The organism is Aminobacter sp. 01T433, from assembly GCF_056398585.1.
Window position 1 is genome coordinate 1 of sequence record NZ_JBFTPR010000033.1, and the last position, 23032, is coordinate 23032.

Annotated in this window: 22 protein-coding genes; 7 read left to right on the forward strand and 15 right to left on the reverse strand. The window is 59.2% G+C overall.

Annotation, left to right across the window (positions count from 1 at the left end; genetic code table 11):
• The 6 genes from AC1DLV_RS29090 to AC1DLV_RS29115 form a co-directional block, all read right to left on the reverse strand.
• Positions 1–616: autoinducer binding domain-containing protein (locus tag AC1DLV_RS29090; RefSeq protein WP_476836323.1), on the reverse strand; the 616-nt coding region annotated here is incomplete at its 3' end.
• Between the two features lie 635 nt (positions 617–1251).
• Entirely contained in the window at positions 1252–2034 is a 783-nt protein-coding gene (locus AC1DLV_RS29095; RefSeq protein WP_476803501.1) for a MurR/RpiR family transcriptional regulator, read from the reverse strand.
• Positions 2035–2089: 55 nt separating this feature from the next.
• The gene (locus tag AC1DLV_RS29100) at positions 2090–2935 is read right to left on the reverse strand and encodes an inositol monophosphatase family protein (RefSeq protein ID WP_476803500.1); all 846 of its coding nucleotides are present in this window, start codon (positions 2933–2935) and stop codon (positions 2090–2092) included.
• A gap of 1 nt (position 2936) precedes the next feature.
• Positions 2937–4022 carry an ABC transporter ATP-binding protein gene (locus AC1DLV_RS29105; RefSeq protein ID WP_476803499.1) on the reverse strand — a complete coding sequence of 362 codons (1086 nt, stop codon included), beginning with the start codon at positions 4020–4022 and terminating at the stop codon, positions 2937–2939.
• 6 nt (positions 4023–4028) lie between these two features.
• Positions 4029–5699 (reverse strand): ABC transporter permease, encoded by a 1671-nt coding sequence (locus AC1DLV_RS29110; RefSeq protein WP_476836324.1) that lies wholly within the window; start codon positions 5697–5699, stop codon positions 4029–4031.
• 70 nt (positions 5700–5769) lie between these two features.
• The gene (locus tag AC1DLV_RS29115) at positions 5770–6783 is read right to left on the reverse strand and encodes an ABC transporter substrate-binding protein (RefSeq protein ID WP_476803497.1); all 1014 of its coding nucleotides are present in this window, start codon (positions 6781–6783) and stop codon (positions 5770–5772) included.
• Between the two features lie 379 nt (positions 6784–7162).
• Here AC1DLV_RS29115 and AC1DLV_RS29120 point away from each other — a divergent pair, with 379 nt between their 5' ends.
• Both AC1DLV_RS29120 and AC1DLV_RS29125 read left to right on the forward strand, forming a co-directional pair.
• Entirely contained in the window at positions 7163–7924 is a 762-nt protein-coding gene (locus AC1DLV_RS29120; RefSeq protein WP_476803496.1) for a UTRA domain-containing protein, read from the forward strand.
• Between the two features lie 29 nt (positions 7925–7953).
• On the forward strand, positions 7954–9126 hold the full coding sequence (locus AC1DLV_RS29125) for a M24 family metallopeptidase (protein WP_476836325.1): 1173 nt from the start codon (positions 7954–7956) through the stop codon (positions 9124–9126).
• On the opposite strand, the gene AC1DLV_RS29130 is transcribed toward AC1DLV_RS29125, so the two are convergent.
• Genes AC1DLV_RS29130 through AC1DLV_RS29155 form a run of 6 tightly spaced genes read right to left on the reverse strand, consistent with a single transcriptional unit; the run spans position 9113 to position 15864 of the window.
• Positions 9113–10357, reverse strand: coding sequence for an aminotransferase class V-fold PLP-dependent enzyme (locus AC1DLV_RS29130; protein ID WP_476803494.1), 1245 nt, complete (start codon positions 10355–10357; stop codon positions 9113–9115). The genes AC1DLV_RS29125 and AC1DLV_RS29130 overlap by 14 nt on opposite strands.
• 59 nt (positions 10358–10416) lie before the next feature.
• Positions 10417–11448, reverse strand: a complete 1032-nt coding sequence (locus AC1DLV_RS29135) for an ABC transporter ATP-binding protein (protein WP_476803493.1) — start codon at positions 11446–11448, stop codon at positions 10417–10419.
• Complete coding sequence (locus tag AC1DLV_RS29140; RefSeq protein ID WP_476803492.1) at positions 11435–12445, reverse strand: ABC transporter ATP-binding protein; 1011 nt, start codon at positions 12443–12445, stop codon at positions 11435–11437. Before AC1DLV_RS29140 ends, AC1DLV_RS29135 begins: the two co-directional genes overlap by 14 nt.
• 4 nt (positions 12446–12449) lie before the next feature.
• Positions 12450–13334, reverse strand: a complete 885-nt coding sequence (locus AC1DLV_RS29145) for an ABC transporter permease (RefSeq protein WP_476803491.1) — start codon at positions 13332–13334, stop codon at positions 12450–12452.
• Positions 13335–13336: 2 nt separating this feature from the next.
• Positions 13337–14272, reverse strand: coding sequence for an ABC transporter permease (locus AC1DLV_RS29150; protein WP_476803490.1), 936 nt, complete (start codon positions 14270–14272; stop codon positions 13337–13339).
• A gap of 11 nt (positions 14273–14283) precedes the next feature.
• Positions 14284–15864: an ABC transporter substrate-binding protein gene (locus AC1DLV_RS29155; RefSeq protein ID WP_476803489.1), complete on the reverse strand. Its 1581-nt coding sequence runs from the start codon at positions 15862–15864 to the stop codon at positions 14284–14286.
• 514 nt (positions 15865–16378) lie between these two features.
• Between AC1DLV_RS29155 and AC1DLV_RS29160 the strand changes: the two genes are divergently transcribed.
• From AC1DLV_RS29160 to AC1DLV_RS29170, 3 genes are all read left to right on the forward strand, one after another.
• Positions 16379–16675 (forward strand): hypothetical protein, encoded by a 297-nt coding sequence (locus AC1DLV_RS29160; RefSeq protein ID WP_476803488.1) that lies wholly within the window; start codon positions 16379–16381, stop codon positions 16673–16675.
• Between the two features lie 860 nt (positions 16676–17535).
• Positions 17536–18258 (forward strand): GGDEF domain-containing protein, encoded by a 723-nt coding sequence (locus tag AC1DLV_RS29165; RefSeq protein ID WP_476803487.1) that lies wholly within the window; start codon positions 17536–17538, stop codon positions 18256–18258.
• A 298-nt stretch (positions 18259–18556) separates the two neighbouring features.
• Complete coding sequence (locus tag AC1DLV_RS29170) at positions 18557–18802, forward strand: autotransporter outer membrane beta-barrel domain-containing protein (RefSeq protein ID WP_476836326.1); 246 nt, start codon at positions 18557–18559, stop codon at positions 18800–18802.
• 492 nt (positions 18803–19294) lie between these two features.
• Here AC1DLV_RS29170 and AC1DLV_RS29175 read toward each other — a convergent pair whose 3' ends face one another.
• The 3 genes from AC1DLV_RS29175 to AC1DLV_RS29185 all read right to left on the reverse strand — a co-directional run bounded on the left by AC1DLV_RS29175 (position 19295) and on the right by AC1DLV_RS29185 (position 21275).
• Positions 19295–19804 (reverse strand): GNAT family N-acetyltransferase, encoded by a 510-nt coding sequence (locus AC1DLV_RS29175; RefSeq protein ID WP_476803484.1) that lies wholly within the window; start codon positions 19802–19804, stop codon positions 19295–19297.
• 23 nt (positions 19805–19827) lie between these two features.
• Positions 19828–20472 (reverse strand): acyl-homoserine-lactone synthase, encoded by a 645-nt coding sequence (locus AC1DLV_RS29180; RefSeq protein ID WP_476803483.1) that lies wholly within the window; start codon positions 20470–20472, stop codon positions 19828–19830.
• A gap of 542 nt (positions 20473–21014) precedes the next feature.
• Positions 21015–21275 (reverse strand): helix-turn-helix domain-containing protein, encoded by a 261-nt coding sequence (locus AC1DLV_RS29185; RefSeq protein ID WP_476803482.1) that lies wholly within the window; start codon positions 21273–21275, stop codon positions 21015–21017.
• Positions 21276–21328: 53 nt separating this feature from the next.
• On the opposite strand from AC1DLV_RS29185, the gene AC1DLV_RS29190 reads away from it, so the two are divergent.
• Positions 21329–21550: a hypothetical protein gene (locus AC1DLV_RS29190; protein ID WP_476803481.1), complete on the forward strand. Its 222-nt coding sequence runs from the start codon at positions 21329–21331 to the stop codon at positions 21548–21550.
• Positions 21547–22803, forward strand: a complete 1257-nt coding sequence (locus AC1DLV_RS29195; protein ID WP_476836327.1) for a threonine synthase — start codon at positions 21547–21549, stop codon at positions 22801–22803. Before AC1DLV_RS29190 ends, AC1DLV_RS29195 begins: the two co-directional genes overlap by 4 nt.
• Positions 22804–23032: the final 229 nt, after the last annotated feature.

Here is a 23032-nt window from a genome sequence, read left to right on the forward strand (position 1 = left end):
CTAGGGTCGGGCCGCGTTCGGGTTCAAGTCGTCCTTCAAGCCGACAAATTGTCTGAAAAGCTTTCAAGCATAGAACTTCAACAAGGGGCCGCTCGGATGGCGACAACTCTATTCGCTCCCCAGCAGCACTCACCGCCACCGGTCCGTGATACGGGATGTGAATAGGGACGCAAAGCCCGTCTTTCATTGCGAAATCCCGTGCCTCGTCCATAACCAGCTTTGCACGTGGCGACATGAACTCGGGCTGCAAGTCACTCCAGAGGAAGGGGAAGGCTCGATGCCTGCATCGAGCGACGCAAGGGTCATGTTGAAAATGCCCCTCTGCGAGATAACGACGGTACCACTCCTGACGCCATCCATCGCAGACGATCGCGCGTTGCCAATGTTGGTCCTGGCGAACCGGAAGCCCCGTGATCAGCACGTCGCTGAAGCCGAAGCGTGCAAGCTGGCCTTGGAGGGCTTTCAGGACGTCGGCTGTCGTCTTCACCTCCACAATACGAGAGGCGGCCTGCCCAAGTTCGAGGATTAATCTTTCGTCTCGGATCAGTATCGCACGCCTCCCAAAATCTGGACAACATTCAGCAAGAAATCCTAACTTGAGACGAAATGTTTTCAATATAACGAAGGTATTATTGAAAGCGTATTTTCATCAGAATAACGTACTAACGCACGATGCGGTCAATAGCCATTTCTTGTCTTAGCGCTGTCTTTGATAGCAACTTGGCAAGTATCAGTTTTTTGCTTCGCTGGCGCTGGCTTCGGATCCACTTTGAGGGTCCGCGGCAGGATTTCCAAGGTATCCAGCGTTGCATTTCGCCCGCGTCAGACCTCACCTCTGATCTCCGATGCGACGGCGACTTTGATCGGGCGTGCATGCGTGGATGCCCCCGTGGACGCGAGTAGATTTTTCGAACCCGGCTGACTGTGATCAGCAGCGTTCATGTGTCAGGCCTTTGATCACGGCGCTGATTGTGCCGCTGGCCGGTATGGTGATGTGCGGGCTGGCTCCAGAACAAAACTGCGACTTTGAGGCTCTTTGCACGCGCCTAGGCCGCGAGGCAGCCAGCCCGTCCCGGATTGCCAGCATTTCGCACAGCGCCATCAAGTTCACGGAAGGCGATGACGGCGGGACCGAGAACCATTTCCGCGTAGGGCGGCGTCCCAAGTACCTCTTCCCGGGCCTGACGCTAGACACCGTCTAATCGCACATTCGCGAGACTTCCAAATTAGCCAAGTCGATATCAGGCCCGGTCATGCCATTCTTTGGGCGCTGATCAGCCCGATCAGGGCGTCGAGCATGACATACATCGACACGCGCTCGCTCGGTATGAAGCCTGCAATCTTCTTCTGTCGATAGGCGTTGATGGCGATGTTGACGTCAGCCATTTTGGCGATCGGCGATCCTGTCGGGGTCAGGGCAATGATCCTCGCCCCGGCATTGCGGGCGATCTCGAGGTTCGGCATCATGTGCGTGGTCACGCCTGAGAAGGACAACGCCATGACCGTGTCCTCTTGCCTCAGAGCCATCGCCGAAAACATCTGCAGTGCCGGATCGGAGTAAGCGACACTGGCGATACCGAGATGGGCCAGCCTGTGCTGCGCCTCTCCCGCAAGAAAACCTGAGCCGCCGTGGCCGTAAAGCTCCACGCGCCGAGACTTCAGCAGGATGTCGACCGCCTTCGACACCGCGGCGCTGTCGATATCGCGCGCGAGGTCGTTGATCGAAGCGATGGCGCGATTGCAGTTATCGAGGATGCTTGACGTGACCGGATCATCGGTGGCCCCCAGCAGGGGCTGGTCGTCCTGCCTGATCAACGCCACGGCCTGCGCGAACTTGAGGCGGAAGTCCGAATAGCCGTCGAACCCTAGACGCCGGCAGAAGCGGATGATCGAAGGCTCGCTAACGCCGGAAAAGCGTGCGGCGTCTGCCAGTGACCAACCAATTGTGGCCTGCGGATTGCCGAGAATTGTCTCGGCGGCACGCCGCTCGGCCGGCGTCATCTCGTTGAGAGATGCTCTGATGTGGGCCAGCATGGCGGTCCCCCTGTTTTCGACGCCTAAGATCGCCTGCTGCACTTAACGCTCTGGCTCAAGAAACTGAAGCCCACCTGCTCAGGACTGCCGAATTCTGCACGTCGTAGCCCGGCGTCGTGACAACCAACCTGCCCACACCCTCCAGGTCACGCAGTGGATCGACCATGAGCTTGTCATCCCCCTTCAACCAGCACAACACCTGCCCGCCCGACGCGGCGACAAGCTGCAGGCCAGCTGCGATATCCCATGGATGGCAGCCCTCATCATAGTTGATGGCGGAGCGCCCAATGGAGACATAGGCTAGCTGCAAGGCAGCCGAGCCGAGACGGCGCACGCCACGGAAATTCAGCACGAGATCGCCGAAGCGCTCAAGTTCCGCCGGGCTCGGCCTACTGCCCTCGCGTGGCAGATTGGTCAGCAGTTCGGCGTCCCTGTCACTCCTGGCCCGCACAGCAGGTTTTGCGGCATCGCCATTGAGCAGCAGCTGGCCCGAGTGGGTCGTGAACATCTCATCCTGCATGGGGTCATAGACCACGCCGGCGATTGGCCGACCGTCAGCAGCAAAGGCCGCGATCGACACGCAAAAGAAGGGCAGTCCAGAGGCAAAATTGCTGGTGCCGTCGATGGGGTCCACATACCAGACCACCCTGCCCTCGCCCTGCCAGCCGCTTTCCTCGCCGAGGATGCGCGAGTCCGGCACGCTCTCGCGGATCATCCGCCAAATCAATCGCTCGGACTGCTTGTCGACGATAGTGACGATATCGGAATAGCCGTGCTTTTCCTCGACACCCAAGATCGCTCCCTGCGCCGCCTCAAGGAACGACGTGCGAATGACAGCTCCGGCCTCCCGGGCGGCGGTTTCCGCGACCTGGGCAATGAATGCGTCCGTCAATGTCGTCATGTCATGCCACCGTCTTTGCGGCCAACGGCCACGGTACTGACGAGGCAAGATCGATCTGCAGCTTCGAACCAATGGGGTGCACGCCGTGCATGTGGTGGCGGTAATCGACTATGGTACAAGCCTGACCATCGACGGCAACCTGATACTCGGTGTAAGCGCCCTGATAGACGACGCGCTCGACCACCGCTGACACTGGGCCATCCCCTGAGATCAGCATCTGCTCGGGGCGGATGACATAGTCGACCAGATCGCCCACGTTCAGTTTCAGGCCGTTGGTCGGGAGCTGCACGCGACCACTGCCTATGCTGGCCACGATGTGATCGCCAGCAACGAGATCCGCGCGCACCTTGATGATATTGGCCTTGCCCATGAAATCGGCGACGAATGCCGTACTCGGACGGGCGTAGATGTTGTTGGGCGCATCATCCTGTTCGATGACGCCGTCGCGCATCACCACCACCCGGTCCGAAATGGCCATGGCTTCATTCTGATCGTGGGTCACATAAAGGCTGGTAATGCCCAAACGCTGCTGGAGCATGCGCAGTTCATCACGCATGCGCTCGCGCAGCTGCGCATCGAGATTGGAGAGCGGTTCGTCAAACAGCAATACCCGCGGTTCGACCACCACAGTGCGCGCGAGCGCCACGCGCTGCTGCTGGCCACCGGAAAGTTGGGATGGTTGCCTATCTGCAAGCTGAGACAGATCCATTACCGTCAGAATTTCAGCGACCTTGCGCTCCACCTCGGCAGACGACAGTGCAAGCACCTTGAGTCCAAACGCCACGTTCTCGCGTACCGACATATGCGGAAACAGCGCATAGGACTGGAACACCATGCCGATGCCGCGCTTGTTGACCGGCGTGGTGGTGATGTCGCGATCGTCGATCAGGATCCGACCGGTGGTGGGAATTTCAAACCCGGCCAGCATGCGCAAGGTTGTGGTTTTGCCGCAGCCGGATGGTCCCAGCAGCGTAACGAGGCTACCGTCTTCGACAACGAGATCGAGATCCTTGACCGCATGAGCATCCAGCCGCCCATTGCGTCCCGGATAGACCTTATTGATGCCTTTGAGTGTGACGCGGGACATGGCGGGTTACCTTTGATTGTGGCTGCGCCCGAGGAGCAGCTGCATGACCGCCAATACGGTCAGAACGATTGCAATGAGAATGACGCTGTAGGCGGCGGCGAGACCCATCCTGAGCGTTTCCACCTGGTTCAAGATGGTCACGGTGATGAGCGTCCAATTGGCCGAAACGAGGAAGACGATCGCGCTCAGCGTCGTCAGCGAACGAGTGAATGCATAAGACATCGCCGCAAAAAGCGCTGGCTTGAGCAGCGGCAGCGTCACCCGCGTGAAGACGCGCGCGTTCGAGGCACCGAGCACTGAAGCGGCCTCCTCGATCGCCGGGTCAACCTGGCGGATCTGGTTGGTGCCTGCTTCAATGCCGACCTGGAGCGTTTTCACCACCATGGCCGCCACGATGATAAAGGCAGTACCTGTCAGCAGCAGCGGCGCGGTATTGAACATAGAGACATAGCCGATACCAATGATGGTACCCGGCGCGGCGAAGGCCAGCAGCGTGCCGAAGCGAAGAATGAAGCTGCCGGGGAAATTGCGGCGCGCCAACAGGTAGGCGATCAACACGCCGACTATGGTGACGATCGGCGTGGCAAATGCGGCAAGCGTCAGTGAATTCCACAGCGGCTGCAGCCCAGTAGCAAAAATCTTTTCATAGTGCTCCCAGGTCAGCGTCCTATCGATGCCGGGGATTTTGGTGAAGCTCACCCAAACGATGGTGCTGTAGAGCAGGACAATAACGCCGACGAGCGAGTAGCACACCAGCGCCAGCGGCAAGACGATGGCTGGATGGACGATGCGGATGGTCTGGGTGGCGGGCTTGCCGGTGACGGTCACATAGCTGCGCTTGCTGACCCAGTAGCGATGGACCATGAAGGCCAGCAGCGACGGCACCAGCAGCACACAGGCCAGAAGTGCACCCGCTTGAAGATTGAAGTAGCCGATCAGCTGGGAATAGGCCTCAACCGCCAAGGTGTTGAAGTTGCCGCCAATGACCAACGGATTGCCGAAATCCTCGATCGACTTCACGAACACGAGCAGCATCGAGCTGAGGATCGCGGGCATCGCCAGTGGCAATGTGATCCGGCGAAAGATGGTCCATTGCGATGCGCGCAACATGGCGGCAGCATCTTCCAGCGCGCTGTCCATCGCCTGAAGCATGCCGCGGATGTTGAGGTAGGCGATCGGCGTGAACGCCAGTGCCTGGATAAAGACGAGGCTATGAAAGCCATAGATGTTGCTATTGCGAATACCCAGCAGCTCTCGGGTAACAAGGCCTGAGCGGCCAAACAGTAGGATCATCGCCAGCGCAATGACAAATGGCGGCGAAATCACCGGCAGCAGCGCAATCAGATGCACTCCGCGCTTGCCCCACATATTCGTGCGGGTCATCGCGAAGGCGAGGACAAACCCGACCACAGTGGCCACGACGGCCGAGGTCGCCCCCAGCATCAGCGTATTGCCCAAAGCCCTGAGGACGAGAGGCGATGTCAGACGGTCGACGATCGTGCCGAACACATCGCCCTCCCCGCCCGATACCGCCAGGCTCAGAACGCTCAGGATGGGGAGGATGCCGAAAATCAGCACCGTGATCGTCAAAAGGACGAAGATGCCGAACAACCAGGGATCGACAAATATTTTTCTGACACCCGCGGAAAGCGGTTGCCGCGTGACGGCCTCAGCCATGCCAGCCTCTCAGCAATTGGGAAAGAGGTGGGAAGGCGCCGAGAACGCCTCCCACACTGCGGAGAGCCGCCTACTTCGCAGCCGAAGCGTCGCGCACGTCGGCTTCGTAGCGCTCCAATAGGCGAGCACGGTTTGCGCCGGCCCACTTGGAATCGTAGTCGATCAGCTTGATGTCCGTGGTCTTGATCTTAAGATCCGGGTTCACAAAGCCTGGGATCACCGATTCACGATGGGTCGCGCCGAGCGCCTTCTGGCCGGCATCGGTGAGAACCCAGTCGAGGAATTTCTTGGCCGCATCGCGCTGAGCTTGCGGGGCCTTGGCAACCACGGCGACCGAATTCAATTCATAGCCGGTGCCTTCCTTGGGGAACGACACTTCGATCGGAAAACCCTGCTTGAGGGCCGCCTCAAGTCCGTGGGTAAAGGACTGTGAGATCGCAACTTCGCCCGACGCGACCATTTGGGTGAGCGAGCCCGCAGACCGCGAGTATTGCAAGACGTTTGGATCGGTCGCCTTGAGGATTTCAAAGGCTTTGTCCTCCCCATAGATCTGCACCATCGTGGCCAAAACCACCGAGGCCGTGCCGGAGGAAGCCGGATGGGTCAGAACGACGGCCCCCTTGAAGACCGGATTGGCGAAGTCTTCCCAGCTGGTGGGTGGTTCAGCACCGAGTTCGGTCAGATATTTGGGATTGTAAAAGAACGCGATCGGCGAGATCGCCATTGGCGTCCAACTATTGTCTTCACTGCGGAACTTGGCATCGACCTTGTCGATATTGGCTGCAGTGTGTGCCTCGAGCAAGCCTTCGCTTGCTGCTTGGATGAAGAGGTCAGCAGTCCCCGCGAGCCACAGACCAGCTTGCGGGTTCGCAGCTTCAGCCCTGACGCGCGCCAGCACTTCACCGGCGCCCATGCGGACAAAGTTCGCCGAGATCCCGGAGTCGGCCTCAAATGCCTTGAGCACCGATGCACAATCGTCTTCAGACATTGGGCAATAGGCGGTCAAATCCTGCGAATAGGAAGCCGTCGTCGACAGCGCCAGCGCGACGCCTAGCGACAGAAAGATTGAACGAACTTTGGTCATGTTTCCCCCTCACCAACCCCCAACCAACGGGAGTCTGATACGATATGCATCTAAACTACAGACAGTCAACATCGATGTAGTTTTGCTACAAGCATAATGCTAGCGCTGTCCCCCACCTCGCCGCTCGTGGTGACGACAAGCGCATCGGTCAACGAGGCGCTCGGTCACTTCCTTGATAGCCGCGACGTGACGCAACGCCTTGGAGGAGATGCAGACGACATTTTGACACACACCGCCAAGCGTGGCGTCGCTGCAAAAGGCAGAAGCTCTGCCAAAGTCCAACACGCTCGGAAGTTATTGCAGAAGCCGGCATGCTAACTTATGTGTAGACAATACAACCCACGTGGTTTGAAAGCGCATTCTAGGGGCCTCCAGGACGTTGACGAACCAAGAAACAGACCCCGAATTGGCCGATACGATCGAGTTGGACGGCAACGGTCCGATCTACAGGCAGATCGAACGCGCCGTGCGGGCCGAGATCATGAGTGGCCGGTGGCCCGCCGGCCACCGCATTCCTTCCGAGCACACACTGCTTGAAAAGTTCTCGACGACCAGGGCAACCGTCAGCAAGGCGCTGTCCAAGCTCACCGAAGCTGGGCTTTTGGAACGCAGGCGCAAGCAGGGAACCCGCGTTGCGCAGACCACTGAATCGCATGCGGTGATCGGCTATCTCGACATCCGGCAAGACATCGAAGCCAAGGGCAGGACCTATGCCTACCGGGTCGCCGGCACGTCCCTTGTCACGGCCGGCGCAGAAACGCCCTTCTGGCCGGAGGTGGAGGCAGGCACGCCATTGCTGCGCCTTCATGCGGTGCATAGCGGCTTCGGCAAGCCGGAAGTGCTGGAAGAACGACTCATCAACTTGCAGGCAGCCCCGGACGCAGTGCATGCGGATTTCGAGGCCGAGACGCCAAACATCTGGCTGCTCGCCAGGCTTCCCTGCACGCGGCTCCGCCACACTATCCGCGCCGAGACCGCTTCTGCAGGACAGGCTGCGCAATTGGATGTCGCGGTAAACGCGCCACTGCTGGTGTCGCTTCGGCAGACATGGGCTGACGCCATGCCGGTCACCTGGGTAAAATTGATCTACCCTGCCGACCGCAACGAGTTTGTGGGCGAGTTCAACCCTCTTCAACCGTGAGCAAAGCAAACCAAATGGACGGCGCGTCAGTGGACGTCAAAGAGCTGGCTCGAAGAAACCGCGAAGCCATCTTCAATCAGGTTGGCGACAGCAGCATCGTATTGGTGACGACCCAACCACACCATGTCTTTTACTGCAGTGGCTATAAAAGCATGGGCTTCGATACCAGCTGGCTGCTCAAGATGGCGGCGGTCTTCGTTGCAGACGAGTGGATCCTCGTCGGCCCCAAAGCCGACCTCTGGTCCGCCGTAGAGGCTGTCGGTGAGGATTTGCGATATTTTTGCTATGGCAACTTCTTCTTCGACGACGAGGAACTACGCAATCGCAAAGGTACTGATGTCGTCGAGTTCGTTACGTTTGATGAAGCGCTGTCCGCTGCCATCGCTCAACTAGCTGGTGACAGGCACAAGCTCGGCATCGACAACGCGCCAGGTGACCTGTCGAAGTTTGTTTCGGCGAAAGGGCTGCAATTGATCGACACTCGAGCGACCGCGGCATTTTTCCGCGACGCCCGTGCGGTCAAGAACCCACTCGAGATAAGTCTGCTGCGCAACGCTTCCGCGCGAACCGAAGTCGCTCTTGGCAACGCACTGCGCGATGCCAAGGCGGGCATGATGGAACACGAGATTGCCGCCAGAATATCTTGCGAGATGATCTCGCAAGGCGGCTTGCCGGGTTTCGTGGTCGTCACCTCGGGGGAACGCAGCGCGCTTGCTGATGCCTATCCCACCCGGCGGCGGATCGCCGGCAACGACATCGTCCGCATTGATGTCGGCGCCACCTTCAACGGCTACTGGTCAGACACAGCGCGAACCGCCTTTATCGGTGAGCCGGGCAAGGATGTGCTCTCCGCCTTTGCGGCAACCTCGACGGGCCACCGCAAGGCTTCCAACATGGTTGCCCCCGGAGTGAGCACAAATGCACTTTTTCATGAGGCCGTGGCAGCCGTCCGCCAGGCTGGGCTGCCACAATACAAGCGGCACCATGTCGGACATGGCCTCGGGATCGAGAGCCACGAGCATCCGACAATCGCTGCCTCAAATCCCGTCGTGCTGCGGGAAGGCATGGTGGTCAATATCGAGGCTCCTTACTACCGCCCCGGCTGGGGCGGCATGATGAGCGAAGACACCTTCCTGGTGACCGCCACCGGAGCGGAGGCGCTCACCACACTCAACCGCGAATTGTTTGTCATACCCGCGTGAGGTTCGAGCCCAGCCGGCCTAGAACGATATGGGCCGCGTCGACGAAGCGATCGATCTCTTCGAGGCTGTTCGATAGGCCCGGCGACACATGGATGCCATTCAGCGAAGGGTCTTCATCCATTGCAAACGACAGGACGTTGATCTTGAATTCGTCGAGCAGCGCCTTGGAAAACTGTCCATGATCGACGCCGTCGAGCACGAATGCGCCAAAGCCGGTACCTGGCTCGGCGTCGATGTCGGTCAGCATTGTGACCCTCTCGTGCTTACTCAGCGGGATCATCCAGCGGTTGCGCATATAACGCAACCGCGCCGCCTTCTCTTCCTGGCCGATCTGAAGGTTGAACGCCAATGCATCGGGAATTGATGCCGGAAGCGCCTTGAACACCGACCCAACCTCCTCGAATTTCTCGATGGAGTCTGCCGGTTTGTTCGACCAGCTTGCCCACATCGGCCAGACGTCGGCTATCTTGTCCCGCCTGACGTACAGAAAGCCCGTGCCGCGCGGGCCATACATCCATTTGTGAAGGCAGGTCGCAAAGGCATCGCAGCCAAGCTCATCGAGACGAAAGCAGATATGCCCAGCCGAATGGGCGCCATCGACGAAGCTGAAGATGCCCTTGGCGCGTGCCAGTTCGGCCAACGGCTTCACCGGCAGCACCTGACCAGTTCGGGCAACGACATGGGGAAATGTAATCAGTCGCGTCCGCTCCGTGATGGCGTCCGAAAAGGCTTTGACGAACTCGTTATCATTGCCGCGACCGAACGGAAGATCGACGAGCTTGAGCACGATGCCGTCGCGTTCGACCCGTTGCCGCAAGATCGCAAGGTTTGAATCGTAGCAGTATTTTGTCGCAATGACTTCGTCGCCTGGCTTCAGCGTCACCCCGTTCAAGACCGTGGCAATACCCTCCATGGCGTTGCGTGTCAGGGCGATCTCATCGGCGCCGCCGCCAAAATAGTCGGCCAGCCTCTGCCTGATGTTCAGCGAAGAACCGCTTTCCTTGAGGCCCCGAAACGGCTCGTATTCATCCAGCTCATACGAAAGCGACAGGTCGACGAGCGACCTGACGCGGTCGCGCACTTCAAGTGGCGACGACCCTCGCCGCGTGTTGACCAACTGGGTGTGGGTGTACATCGGCTCCATTGTCTTGCGCACCGCGCCCCAGAACTCTTCGTTGTCGGGCGCATTCTTCAGCGAGCTCGCATGAGCAGTGTCACTGTTCAAAAACATCCTAGATGCCTCCGTCGTTCAGTCTGATTCTGTGTCTGTGTCTGTGCCGTTGCCGGCGCTTAAGCGGACAATTGCTGCTGCAGGCGTCGCGGCTCGGGCCGCGGCACGACCTCGGTGGCCCTGATCTGATCGGCAATGATGCATGCCGAACCATGGCCGGGATCAACCCAGACCGTAGGCGGCACGGCTGCAGCGCACGCATCCATCGCACTCGGGCACCGCGTTCGAAACCGGCAGCCTGACGGGGGATTGGTCGGGCTCGGAATGTCACCCAGCAGTGCCGGAACCTCCCGCGTGGCCTCGATGCGCGGATCGGCACTCGGGATCGAGGCGAGCAATGCGCGCGTATAGGGATGGGTCGGCCTTTCATAGACATCGAGCGAGGTCCCCTGCTCGACGATCTTTCCGAGATACATCACATAGACCCGCGACGCGGCCTGGCGGACGAGCGCCAGGTCATGCGCGATGAAAAGGCAGGCGACACCCAGATCCTTCTGCAGGCTCAGAAACAGGTTCATGACCTGAGAGCGGATCGACAGGTCGAGCGCGCTGACTGGTTCGTCGCAGATCAGCACGCGCGGCTCCACCGCAAGCGAGCGGGCGATCGCCACGCGCTGGCGCTGGCCGCCGGACAGTTCGCGCGGATAGCGTTCCGCCACCGTGTCGGGCAATCCAACTTGGTCGAGCAAATCGTGTACCCGCCGGCGCTGCCGGGCACGGTCGTGAATGCCGATTATCACAAGCGCTTCGGTTATCGCCTCGCCGATCGTTTGCCGATCGTTAAGCGAGGCATAAGGGTCCTGGAACACATACTGGACTGCCCGTCGCGTTTCGCGCAGCTTGCGTCCGCCAAGACCGCTCAGGTCGACATCGTCGAGCAGGATACGGCCGCTTTGCGGACGTTCGAGCCCGACGATCGAGCGCCCCAGTGTCGACTTTCCGCAACCGGATTCGCCGACAAGACCAACGATTTCACCGGGGCGGAGTTCGATGCTGACTCCATCGACCGCTTTGACCCATTTGCCGCGTTCGACGCTCTTGAACCGCGTCACCAGGTTTTCGACGCGCAAGACTGACTTAGTGCTGGACATACTCGCCCCCGTGACTTTGCTTGTTGATGATCGGGCAAGCTGCTGAAACCAGCGGCTGAACCGTGGACACCAGCGCCGGGCGTCTGACGTGACAGCTTTCGATTGCCGCGGGGCAGCGAGGCGCGAAGGCGCATCCCGGGATAGGCGCGCCCAGGATCGGCGGTGCGCCGGGCAATCCACGAAACAACGAGCCGGGCGCATCGTCGGCGCGCGGAATGGCGTCGATTAGACCCACTGTGTAGGGATGGCGCGGTTCGACTAGGACATCCCTGACCGGCCCGTATTCGGCGACCCGGCCGGCATACATGACGGCAACACACGAGGCGATGCCGGCCACCACACCCATGTCGTGGGTGATGAGCACGATGGCCATGTTCAGCCGCTTCTGCAGGTCCTTCAGCAAGGCGATAATCTGGGCTTGCACGGTGACGTCGAGAGCGGTCGTCGGCTCGTCGGCGATTAGCAGCTTCGGCTCAGCGGCAACAGCAATCGCGATCATGACGCGCTGGCGAAGGCCGCCTGACAGTTCGTGCGGGTATTGCTTCAGCCGCGCATCGGGGTCAGACATCTTCACCAGCCTGAGAAGGTCAAGCGCCCTGCTTTCAGCCTGGCTGGAGCTCAGGCCCATATGAAGTTCAGTTACTTCGGCAATCTGCCTGCCGATGGTGCGTGCTGGGTTCAACGCACTCATCGGATCTTGGAAGATCGTGCCGATCGAGCCGCCACGCAGCTTTCGCAACGCAGGTTCCGCGATGCCGACCAGCTCAATGTCGTTGAACAAGATCGAGCCGCTCAGGTCGACATTGACACCCGTAGGCATCAGGCCGAGCGGGGCAAAGTTCAGCACCGTCTTGCCGCTGCCACTCTCGCCGACGATGGCGAGCGTTTCGCCGGCAGCGACAGAGTAGCTGACGCCGTCGACGGGCCGGATCACCGAACGCTGGGTGAACAGATCAACGGAGAGATCCGAAACCCTCAGAATATCCTTCGAAGCCATCCGATTATGCCTTCTTCCATGCAGCTGCCGTGATCCGCCTCTGGCGAAGAGTCTTGCGGGAAAGCGGGCTGGGCACCCGGTTCAGCGCAATGGATTCGCCAAGCAGATTGAAGCCGATTACGGCCAGGGTAAGCGCCAGTCCTGGGAGGATGACCTGACGCGGCGAAGACTCGAGGTAGGGCAATGCATCGACCAGCATCTGGCCCCACTCAGGCGTTGGCGGCTGGATACCCAGCCCAAGGAAACTCAACGTTGCGATCGCCAAGGCCACCGCTCCTGCGTCGGCCGTTGCGTAGACCAGGACGGCCCCCAGCGTTGCGGGTAACAGGTGATGGAAATAGATCCGAGCGGGACTTGCCCCGAGCACACGCAGAGACTCGATGTGCGGCCTATTCATAACGTTGACCGCAACCGCCCGGCTTATGCGCGCGCTGCCCGGCCACCAGGCAAGTGCCAAAGCAAGGATCATGTTCCAGTAGCCGGTGCCGAAAATCCCAATGACGGCCAGCGCCACGATAAGGCTGGGCATCGCCAACCCGACATCGACGATCCGCATCAGGCCTTCTTCGACCCAGCCGCGACGATAGCCCGCAACAGTCCCGATGGTGACGCCAACCGAAAGTGCCAGCACTAGGACAAGCGTCATGCCGACAACCGAGGTTCGCGCCGACAGGATCAGCCGGCTCAGCGTATCCCGGCCGACATGGTCGGTACCAAGCCAGTGGGCGAAGGACGGTCCCATATGCGCCTGAAGCAGGTCTTGCGCATTCGGATCATGTGGCGTCAGCCAGGGCGCGAAGATGCCGAGGAAGAGAAAGGTGCCGACAGCCCAGATCGCCAGCCTGGGGAGGCTTGAGGTGTAAGATAGGAATTCGCGAAGAAATTTCATGGTCAGCTTCCCTGACGCCGAAGCTTGGGATCGGTGAACATCATCCCGATGTCGACGAGGAGGTTGAGGAGAATGAAGAACGATATGAAGACCAGCAGGCACGCCTGAACGACCATGAAGTCGCGGAACAGAACGCCCGACAGGAACAGGTCGGCCACGCCCTTCAGGGCGAACAGCGGCTCCACGACAACCGCGCCAACCACCATCGCACCGGTCTGGGCGCCCAACGCATTGATGTAGGTTGGTGCTATGTTGGGTAGAGCGTGGCGGACAAGGATCGTCCGCCGTCTCAGGCCTTTGGCAACGGCAGTCAGTGCAAAGGGCCGCGACATCGCCTCTTCCAAGCCCACACGCACAACCCGGCTGAGCACGGCGGCAGGCAACAGTCCGATCGTCATCCAGGGCAGGATCCAGCTCGAAAGTCCGTCCGAACCGAAGGTGGGCAGCAGCCGAAGCTGCACCGCCAACCCGTAGATCAAGAGTGCACCAACAAAGAACGATGGCATCGAGGCGCCAAGCAAGGCGATGGTGCGGGTCGCGACATCGGCGAAACGACCCGGCCAAAGCGCGCCGGCGAAGCCGAGCGCGAAGCTTAGCAGCATAGCGAAGGTCGCACCGCCGGCAACGAGCGTCGCGGTGATCGGCAGGCGGCTGGACAAAGCCGGCCCGATATCCTCACCAGTCTTGTAGGAAATTCCGAGATTTCCCTGCAGGGCGCCGGTGAGCCAATGCGAGTAGCGGGTTACGATCGGTTGGTTCAGCCCCAGTTCCAGCTCGATCTTGTGGATGTCGGCAAAGGTGGCCTTGGGGGTACGCAGTTCCGCGATCAGGACCGCGATGTTGCCGGGCGCCGAGACCACCAGGGTGAAGCAGAGGAGCGTCGCCAGCACGAGCAAGACGAGCGAGTTGCGTAACCGCCGCGAGACTAGTGTAAGCATCGGATCCGCCTTTACGCGCCCAAGGTGATGTTCTTGTAGGGAAGGTCGTATTCCGTCGAAGGTGGCGTGAAGCCCTGGACCCGCGGAGCGTGCGCCCAGATGATCGGCGCGTAGAACAGCGGAGAAATTGCGACCTCGTTGTAGAGCCAGTCATAGATGGCCTGCGTTGCGCCCTCCACGTCGGTTTCCGAGGCCGATGCAGCGGCCAGGACTAGCGGGTCGAGGTTTGCCGGATCGAGAAACAGCTTGCCGTCGACGCCATTGTTGAACGTTGACAAGAACAAGCCGACCAGCGTTCCGAACGGCTCGTAGGGAGCGCCCAACGTGTAGAACAGAGCCATGTCGTATTTTCGTGCCGGAATGTCACTGTGGCGCGAGGCATGGTCTACCGAGCGTATCGACAGTTCGATGCCGATCTCACCGAGTTGCGACTGCAGGATCTCGCCGAGCGATCGTGAGCCTGCCATCTGCTCTTCGGAAACTACCAGCTCAAGCGACAGCTTCTTGCCGTCCTTTTCGCGGATCTCGGTACCGCTCCAGCCTGCCGCCTCGAGCAGAGCCTTGGCCGCCTCTACATCGCGCGTGGCAACATCGAAGCGCTTGCCGGCATGCGGAACATTGGCGGGAAACAGACTGCCCGCCGGCTCAGCCAGGCTCTGGTAAAGAACCTGCCCGATTGCCGCCCTGTCAAAGCCGATGTTGATCGCCTTGCGTACATGCACATCTTTCAGAGCTTCATTCCGGTCGGGATTGTAGGCGAGCACGATCGTCGTCGTTCCGGTCTCAACCGTGACGGGGATGCCGGCACTCTCCAGCGCCTTGGCTTCAGTGGCCTTGATGGGGGCAAGGTAGTCGCCGCCGGCAAGATCGATCTCGCCTGCCCTAAGTGCTGCCATGCGGCTGCGTGAATCTGGCAGGACCTTCAGTTCGACGTGTTCGAAGCTTGGGAGATCGCCCCAATAGCCATCAAACCGCTTGAAGGAGCTTTCGCTGTTCGACGCAGTTTCCTGGATCCATGGTCCTGTTCCAACTGGCGTCTGATAGTTGCCGTCCTTGTCGACCGACTTCGGGCTGAGGAAGCGCGACGGCCGGACATAGGAGAATTCGTAGAGCAGCCCGAGCACCTGCTCCTTGAACTGCAGCTCGACCGTATGCGAATCGACGATCTTGTGGCCAGAATACAACCGCGAAGAATTCATCCAGTTGTTGGCAGGCTTGCCGATCCAGCGATCCAGGTTCCACATCATGGCATCCGCGTCCCAGGGCGTGCCGTCCTGGAAAGTCACGTTCTGCCGAAGCTTGACGCGGAGCAGCTTGCCGTTTTCCTCGACGGCCCACTCCGTGGCGAGGGCCGGTACGATCTGACCATTCTTGCCGTAGCGCATGAGCGGCTCGAACATGAGATCCTGCACAGCCCACAGGCCGATATACTTGTGCGGGTCGAGATTTCCGGCCGGCTTGGCGATAGCAACGATCAGATCGCCATGCGCCTTGGCCTCCTGGGCGTAGGCAGCAATGCTCGACGAGAGGCCACCGAATATGGCCGGCGCAACCGCCAAGCCCTTGAGAAAAGTGCGTCTTGATGCGGTCATCTTAGTTCCCCTTGTGACATTTGTTGCGGTGCCATCGCTCCGCTCGCGATAGCGAGTCAGGAGGAGGCGCTCTTTTGTCTAGACATTAAATTCGTAGCGCTCTTCTTTTGTCTATGCAATAGGATTTTGTGTATTAGGGCAGCGTCGGCGGCTAACTTTTTCTCCTCACGGCGATTGGGGGGATAGGGACCATCCACCCCATGCAGCAGCGGCTTGGGTTGGCTCCAGCTCTCACCACGATACTAAGGAGATGCGATCTACGAGGGGCGCGCTTTCGAGAGTGCGGACGATAGGAGGCATGAACGGCGCGTGCCCTGGTAGTGGGCCAGACGGCGCGTTCATTAATTCCGGAAACCAAACCCTTGTGATAATTTGATTTCCTTGCCGCCGCTGCACCTCGAAACCTATCCGCCGAAGGCCGACTCCGGCGCACGTCATCCGAGGAGCGCGTTTATCCGCATCTTAACTAATGTATGCCATTGTTCCTGCATTGGTGTTCTGCGCAGAGAGTGGAATGTCTGATCCTATTGATGAGGAAGTGCTTCCGAAGCCCAGCCTGCTTCAACGCGGCCGATCAATTGTCGGAGCGACGATGCCGTTCGCTTCGCCGGTCGTATCGATCGGATGTGCGATCGTAGTCGGATATTTCACCTACGTGGCTGCCAACCAAAAACCACCCGAAGACATGGCTTCACTGGCCATTTCAATCCTGAAATCGGGCGACGCATCACCGGAGATGCGCACCTGGGCGACGGGCGTTCTTAGGTTCCAGACCGGTATTTCGATGCCGGCCAGAATTAACCCGCAATGAAAGCGTCATAGGCGGCTGCCGTGCCGACGGTGGGATGACCCAAAGTCCTTCATGACACGCTCGGCGCAGTTGATGACCACCCACAGCCCACGGCCCGGATCGCGCGCTCGGCTCAAAGGTCGGTGGCATCCCTGCTTGCCGAAACCGGAAAGGCCGGGCGTGTCGACATCGTTACACTAAGAGAAGGACCTGCTCGGAATGGTTCTTCGAAGCAGGCCAATGACATCGCGTAAGGCGCCGTGCTTGGGGGCGGGGGACACCGACGCAATGCTCGGTTAGACGATTTAAGGCTCTGCGCCGGTGCTCTGCCCCGCCATACCCGGCCTCAATGTCATCCAACGGCACCTGGGAAGCAATTAGATCGATGGATTGATGCGCCGTGTGTGGGTGGTCACATTGGAGCGTGACAGCGGCTTTTGGCCTGCCCAGCAGCGTAGGCACAGCTGCCGCACCCATGCCCCGGGCGAGGGCAAGTTCATTGCGATACCGAACCTGATTTCCGCCAAGCAATATTTGCCGTTTCCCCAACCGCAGAAACGCCCCGCCACCTTTCGGCAGCGAGGCGTTAAGTGGACGCTCTGGCAAATCATTGGAAATGAACAGCTTTGCGAGCATTCCAGACACAGCACGTCTGAAACGACAAAAAGGCCCCCGCCGGCCAGGCCTCGAGCGGCACGCTTTGCCAATCTTCCGACATCGATCTCACCGGCGCCGAGAGCTTTAGCGCAGCCCAAGCGTCGAGCGCGTCCCCGGGATGATTGTCCAAGGTGGATTCCGCATCGGTAAGGGATGATTTACCGAGCTTGCGCTAATTGAGCGACATGACACGGCGTGGAAATATTCTCCTAAAGGCAGTCGTCGTGACAGCCATTGCCGTTGTCTCGACCTTCGCACTCTCGTTCCCCACCAGACTGGCTCTGGGGTTGACAATTGACTGGCTAAGCTGGGTCGAATGCATTGTCATTCCCACACTCATCGCAATGCCAGTCTCCACCTATGTCTTTCTGCAAACTGAAAAGTACAAGGAAGCCAGTGAGGCACTCGCAAAATCGCACCTGGCATTGAAGGAAACACACGACAAACTCGAATACTCGACAACTCACGATCCGGCGACAGGACTTCTGAACCGAGAGGCTTTCATTGGTCAGCTGGCCCGGGCGCGCTTTGCCGGGGAGTGTGACACGCTTCTCCTGGTCGACGCTGATGACTTCACCAAAATCAATGACCTCCACGGCCATGTCAAAGGTGACGAGGTTTTGGCTCGAATAGCCAAGGCTCTGCTTTACGCAACACGCCCCAAGGACGTGGTGGGCCGAACTGGCGGCACGGAATTTGGTGTCATTTTACGAGGGGTCGACAGGGATAGCGCAACTTTGCGGGCGGAGATGATCAGACGACAAGTCGAGACAATTCCATGGATGAAGAGCCGCCGCAGTAGCATTAGGGCAACGATCAGCATAGGCGGCGCGGAAATGCGCGGAGACGCTGAGACTGCTGGCAGCCTACAGCAGGCCGCTCGTTGTCTGTATGAGGCCAAACAACAGGGCCGAAACCGCGTCTCATTTACCTACCAATCAGCGTAGTTTTCTCAGCACGCACGAGCCGACTAGTGTCTCGCTTACGCGGTGGGTGACCGGGTGTCAGCAGCACGGTACATGACATATTCTGCCTGTTAACTCCAACTAAGTTGCGGATGAACAGGGCAATGAAAGATATTCGGCTTTTGTCACAGGTCAACCGCTGTCACCAGGAGCGTGCTTTCGCGCAACTACGCAGCGTCGTCCTTGCTCAGGGTTCTGGCAACGGGCGCGCTTGTGATGGCGCCGGCAACAGCACCAGCAGTTGCGGGCGGTGGCAAAGGCGGCAGCTCGGACGGCGGGCTTGGCGGTAAGGTCGACGCCGTGGCGAAGGCGGGGCCGAACTCGTCGCGGCTCGACCCTGGCCTTTGCCGGCAGTAACGCCTTCACCATTTCCGGCGTGCCGATCGCAAGGGATGCCGCGGTCCTCGAAGCAGAGCTCGACTTTGATCTCACGCCGATGGCCAAGCTTGGTGTTTCTTATACTGGGCAGTTCGGCTCGGGCGTTTCCGACAACGGCGCCAAGCTGGATCTCAGCGTCAGGTTTTGAAGCACGCTCGTCAGCCTAAACACAAAATAGCCCCGCCACCTTTCGGCAGCGGGACTCTTGATTGGTCAGGCTTAAGGACGCGGGACTGGGTACATTTCCGCCAAGCCATGGTCGCGCAGCAGGGTTAATCGCCGGTAAATCTACGGCGGCGGCGGAACCAGGCGAGGCAAGCTACGGCATGCGACCGTGACAGAGATACTGGTTCCAGCACAAAGGCCCACCGCCGTTTCGTCGATGGCCGTCTGATCAGCCGGCGCCTTGCCGTTGGCGTTCCGGTGATGTTGCTTTGCTGAAGATAATGTCGCGCGTTTTTGTCCGCCGAGAATATTGGGGCGATAACATCGATAGAAAACGTACTAATGGGCTGCGAGACCATCACGTTGGCAACGCCCGCATTTGCCAATCCCAATTCAACCCACACGTGGCGCCAGCCCTTGCATCAGGACGTATGGCTTGGGCAAACAGCCATGCCGTCTGGCGCTGTGTTTCTCATTAAGTACGGCATTTGGTGAGAATGGCAGCAATCGTTCCCAGCATGATCCTTTCGCGACCAACGCGGCCATCGAAAGCGGCCCCAGTCGAACGAAAGCCGCAGCTCTGGTAAAGGCTCGCTGCCGGTTCGTTCTCAACATTTACGGACAGCATCAGCAGCGAAACCGTCGGACAGTTCTCGGCCACCCATTGTGCGGCCGTTCGGACGGTGGCGGTTCCATAGCCCTGTCGTTGAAACTCTTTGCCGATGCGGAAATTGTGCAGCGTCATCACATCGGGCAACGCCCACGTAGGGAGTGCAGGCGCCTCCCGGAGAACGAATAAGCCAATTGCAGTGTCGTCGTGGGCCACAATGAAGGGGTGAACGGCCTCTGGATATGGGCTATTTCGCAGGCTGGCGAAGAGCTCCAATACGTCCCCACCGGAAAACTCCTGTTGGCGTTCGTCGAGGCACATCGCTGCAACGAGTTGCTCGCCAGATGGGGTAAGCTCTCGGAGATGTAACTCCATGTGCGGGGCCTCCGTCTACGATCCTACGCCTCTGGGCCACGACCTGGCGGTAGCGCGCCTGGCGGAAGGAGCACCGGTCCGTCAATGCCATAAAAGCGTCTGGTGCTTCCCAAAGCCTCTTGCGAGACCTCAATGAGGGCACCGACTGTCTCGCAGTCTTCGAGCTGCAACCGTTGGCCAAGAACCTCCACCGTCCAGCCGAGTGCCCTCAGTCGGTCTGGCCAGAACGCTTCGCACACGACGCTGATCCTTCGAATTCCGAACCTCAGGCTCGCCTCAAGCAAGCCGCAAAGCACTTCTCCAGCGAGGCGCGCAGATGTGCCTGTCCTCCGGTAGGGAAATGCGATGAAGAAACGGGTCCACTCATAGATGTCAGGGGCGCGAGGAGGCCTGCCATCGGCGAGTTGTGGAAAGACATTGCCAAGCAGATGCGGCTGGGTCGTAGGCACCATCCTGGACCCGCCTATGACGTCTCCGGAGCTGTCGACGGCAAGCAGATAAACAGCGTGCTCCGTATCGAACTCGTCCATTTCGATGTCAATGGGGCGCCGAAGTGCCTGCCAACGTCGTTCGACTACGTAAATTTCATGACGTAGCCGAAAATGCTGCTCTAGCTGTTGCTGACAGAGCTGCCTATTTGACCAATCGACAACGAGGATACGACCCATGGCGACCTCCTGTCCGTTTGTATTTGGCCGAGGTCTTCGTCGCTATCGCCAAATATGGTCATTGCCAGCCTGTACTTCACCAAGGGCCATTGGTTTCGAAATGGCTCGCGAGATATTGTTTGCGCCTAATTATTCGCGGAAATGGCGGAGATGCGATTGAACTGCGCATTTCGACACGTCGAGTATGATTGCTCCGCCAACTAGCCCGCGGCACTCCACTGGAGAATTTCGGCTTCTCGCAGCCCCAAAATTGGCCCGCATTCGAGGTCAAGGAGCGCTTCCAACTGACAAATCGCATCAAACGCTCTAGCACAAGGCTTCGATAAGAGGCCGTGCATACGGGGACAATTCCAAAAGTCCCCGATGGACATAGGGGTGATATCACTCCAGGACCCCCATCGCCAAGGGCCCCGCGGTGCCAGTGTCGATCCTGGGGACCACAGGCCTGTGATCAGCAGGCCGCCCTAGCCATGGCTTTGGAGCGTTTTCAGGACGCCTGCCGTCCAATATCTGTATTGGATCGGCCTTTGAACGAGCAGGAATCATTCTCTTGCTTCGCTGTCGTGATCAGGCTCAGAACCGACTTCGCCCCCCGCAGCTATCGCAATCAGCTCCCAGCCTTCGACTCCAAGGGTCCTTGCGAGGATTTCCAGCGTATCCAGTGTTGCATTGCGGCGGCCGGTCTCAACGCTGCTCACATACGCGCGTGAGAGGCCTGAGAGGAGCGACAAACGTTCCTGCGACAGGTCGCGTTCTTTGCGCAGCCGACGCACGTTCAGGCCCAGGCGACAACGTAAATCCATGACAGCGCTACACCTCCATGATCATTATAGAATGGCACACTTTAGGAGTCATTTTGATTGACTTCAACCGGCATGACTGCTTCAAATCAAGCACGCACAAACTCACAGCCTTGAGAGGAATGATGAAGCAGGACCCACAGCCTCAGAAGTTCAGCAGCATTTTTTCTGAAGAATATAGCAAACAGTCGCACAGCAAGGACATCCGGTCTATTTCGCACGATCTGGCTATTGCAACCGCCGACATCTCCAATCCTTTCGTGGAGTTCCAGACGTGAGGAGCATAGAGGGCTATTCCTGCATCAGGTGCGACGCGCAGTTTCCCGCAGCACTAACGATCGACTCCAGGGGCTGTCCGTTCTGCGCGCCAGTCGCCCCTGCCAATTTGGCGCCCATCTATGCACAGCCAGCCATTGGCGATGCTTTTGCAGGGGACCAGTACGGTCGTTCATCATTGTGGAAGTATGGGCAAAGGCTGCCGTGCGGGCCCGAGGACATCGTCACCTTGGGTGAAGGGCAGACGCCCTTGATCTCTTGTCCGCGGATCGGTTCATCGTTGGGCGTCGCTAGTCTTTTCATCAAGGATGAGAGCCGCAATCCGACATGGTCGTACAAGGACAGGTTCTCAACGGTCGCGGTCTCGATCGCGCGCGCGCAGGGCGCCAAACTGGTTGCCACAGCGTCGTCAGGCAATGCCGGTGCCTCGCTTGCCGCCTACGCGGCACGAGCGGGTATGGGTTGTGTTGTCGCAACATTTGCAGGCACAGCCAGCCCAATGCTGTCCCAGATCAAGCGGCACGGCGCCACTGTTCTTTCGCTGGCCAACAAGCAAGACAGATGGAAATTCCTTGCTGAGGCCCAGGAGCGGTTTGGCTGGTTTATCACATCTCCTTTCAGCGCGCCTGTCGTTGGCAGTCATCCACTCGCCATCGAGGGCTACAAGACGATCGCCTACGAAATCATCGAACAAGGATCGGGTGATGTTCCGGACTGGTGCGTCATGCCGGTCTGCTATGGCGACGCTTTGTCAGGCGTATGGGCTGGTTTCAAGGAGCTGTTTTACGCTGGCCTCATAGACCGGCTGCCGAAAATGGTGGCTGCAGAGGTTCACGGTTCTCTGTCGGCGGCATTCGTAGAAGGGTCGGACCACGTTCCGGAACAAGACGTTTGCTTCGACGCTCTCGCCGTGTCGATTGGGACTTCGCGAAGTACCTACCAGGCGCTTCGGGCACTTCGAGAATCGTCAGGTCATGCCGTGCCGGTATCCAACGATGGACTGATCGATATGCAGTCGCGCCTAGCGAGAGACGAAGGAATTTTCGCAGAACTGGCATCGGTTACCCCTCTCTTAGCGATACGGACACTGGCCGATCGCAAGGTAATAGCCCCCGGGGACAGGGTCGTTGCGGTTGCTACTGCTGGAGGCCTCAAGGATCTCGATCGATCTACTGATCCACAAACACGTCATGAGACCTTCGACACCACCGTGGATGCCTGGACCTGGTACTTGAAAAGTCGGCCAGTGACGTGACATCACCTACCAGGGACGGCCAGGATAACCGCCCCAAACGCATCCTCAGCGTACATTTCGCTGTAGGCGCAATACCTCATTGTTGATTTCCACTGAGAGCTGACCCGGCGCAGCCCGATATTTCCATCGAGAATTGACCCATGTTTCAACCGTCCCTCGCGTGTTTCAGCGGGGGCTCTGGAGTGATCGACATGGCGTTACTGAGCGTGATCCGGCGCTGGCATTTTCG

Bases quoted from the DNA above. Each gene is read 5' to 3' on its own strand.
- AC1DLV_RS29095 (WP_476803501.1), bottom strand. From the start codon at position 2,034: ATGCTGGCCCACATCAGAGCATCTCTCAACGAGATGACGCCGGCCGAG.
- AC1DLV_RS29100 (WP_476803500.1), bottom strand. From the start codon at position 2,935: ATGACGACATTGACGGACGCATTCATTGCCCAGGTCGCGGAAACCGCC.
- AC1DLV_RS29105 (WP_476803499.1), bottom strand. From the start codon at position 4,022: ATGTCCCGCGTCACACTCAAAGGCATCAATAAGGTCTATCCGGGACGC.
- AC1DLV_RS29110 (WP_476836324.1), bottom strand. From the start codon at position 5,699: ATGGCTGAGGCCGTCACGCGGCAACCGCTTTCCGCGGGTGTCAGAAAA.
- AC1DLV_RS29115 (WP_476803497.1), bottom strand. From the start codon at position 6,783: ATGACCAAAGTTCGTTCAATCTTTCTGTCGCTAGGCGTCGCGCTGGCG.
- AC1DLV_RS29130 (WP_476803494.1), bottom strand. From the start codon at position 10,357: ATGTTTTTGAACAGTGACACTGCTCATGCGAGCTCGCTGAAGAATGCG.
- AC1DLV_RS29135 (WP_476803493.1), bottom strand. From the start codon at position 11,448: ATGTCCAGCACTAAGTCAGTCTTGCGCGTCGAAAACCTGGTGACGCGG.
- AC1DLV_RS29140 (WP_476803492.1), bottom strand. From the start codon at position 12,445: ATGGCTTCGAAGGATATTCTGAGGGTTTCGGATCTCTCCGTTGATCTG.
- AC1DLV_RS29145 (WP_476803491.1), bottom strand. From the start codon at position 13,334: ATGAAATTTCTTCGCGAATTCCTATCTTACACCTCAAGCCTCCCCAGG.
- AC1DLV_RS29150 (WP_476803490.1), bottom strand. From the start codon at position 14,272: ATGCTTACACTAGTCTCGCGGCGGTTACGCAACTCGCTCGTCTTGCTC.
- AC1DLV_RS29155 (WP_476803489.1), bottom strand. From the start codon at position 15,864: ATGACCGCATCAAGACGCACTTTTCTCAAGGGCTTGGCGGTTGCGCCG.
- AC1DLV_RS29160 (WP_476803488.1), top strand. From the start codon at position 16,379: ATGTCTGATCCTATTGATGAGGAAGTGCTTCCGAAGCCCAGCCTGCTT.
- AC1DLV_RS29175 (WP_476803484.1), bottom strand. From the start codon at position 19,804: ATGGAGTTACATCTCCGAGAGCTTACCCCATCTGGCGAGCAACTCGTT.
- AC1DLV_RS29180 (WP_476803483.1), bottom strand. From the start codon at position 20,472: ATGGGTCGTATCCTCGTTGTCGATTGGTCAAATAGGCAGCTCTGTCAG.
- AC1DLV_RS29185 (WP_476803482.1), bottom strand. From the start codon at position 21,275: ATGGATTTACGTTGTCGCCTGGGCCTGAACGTGCGTCGGCTGCGCAAA.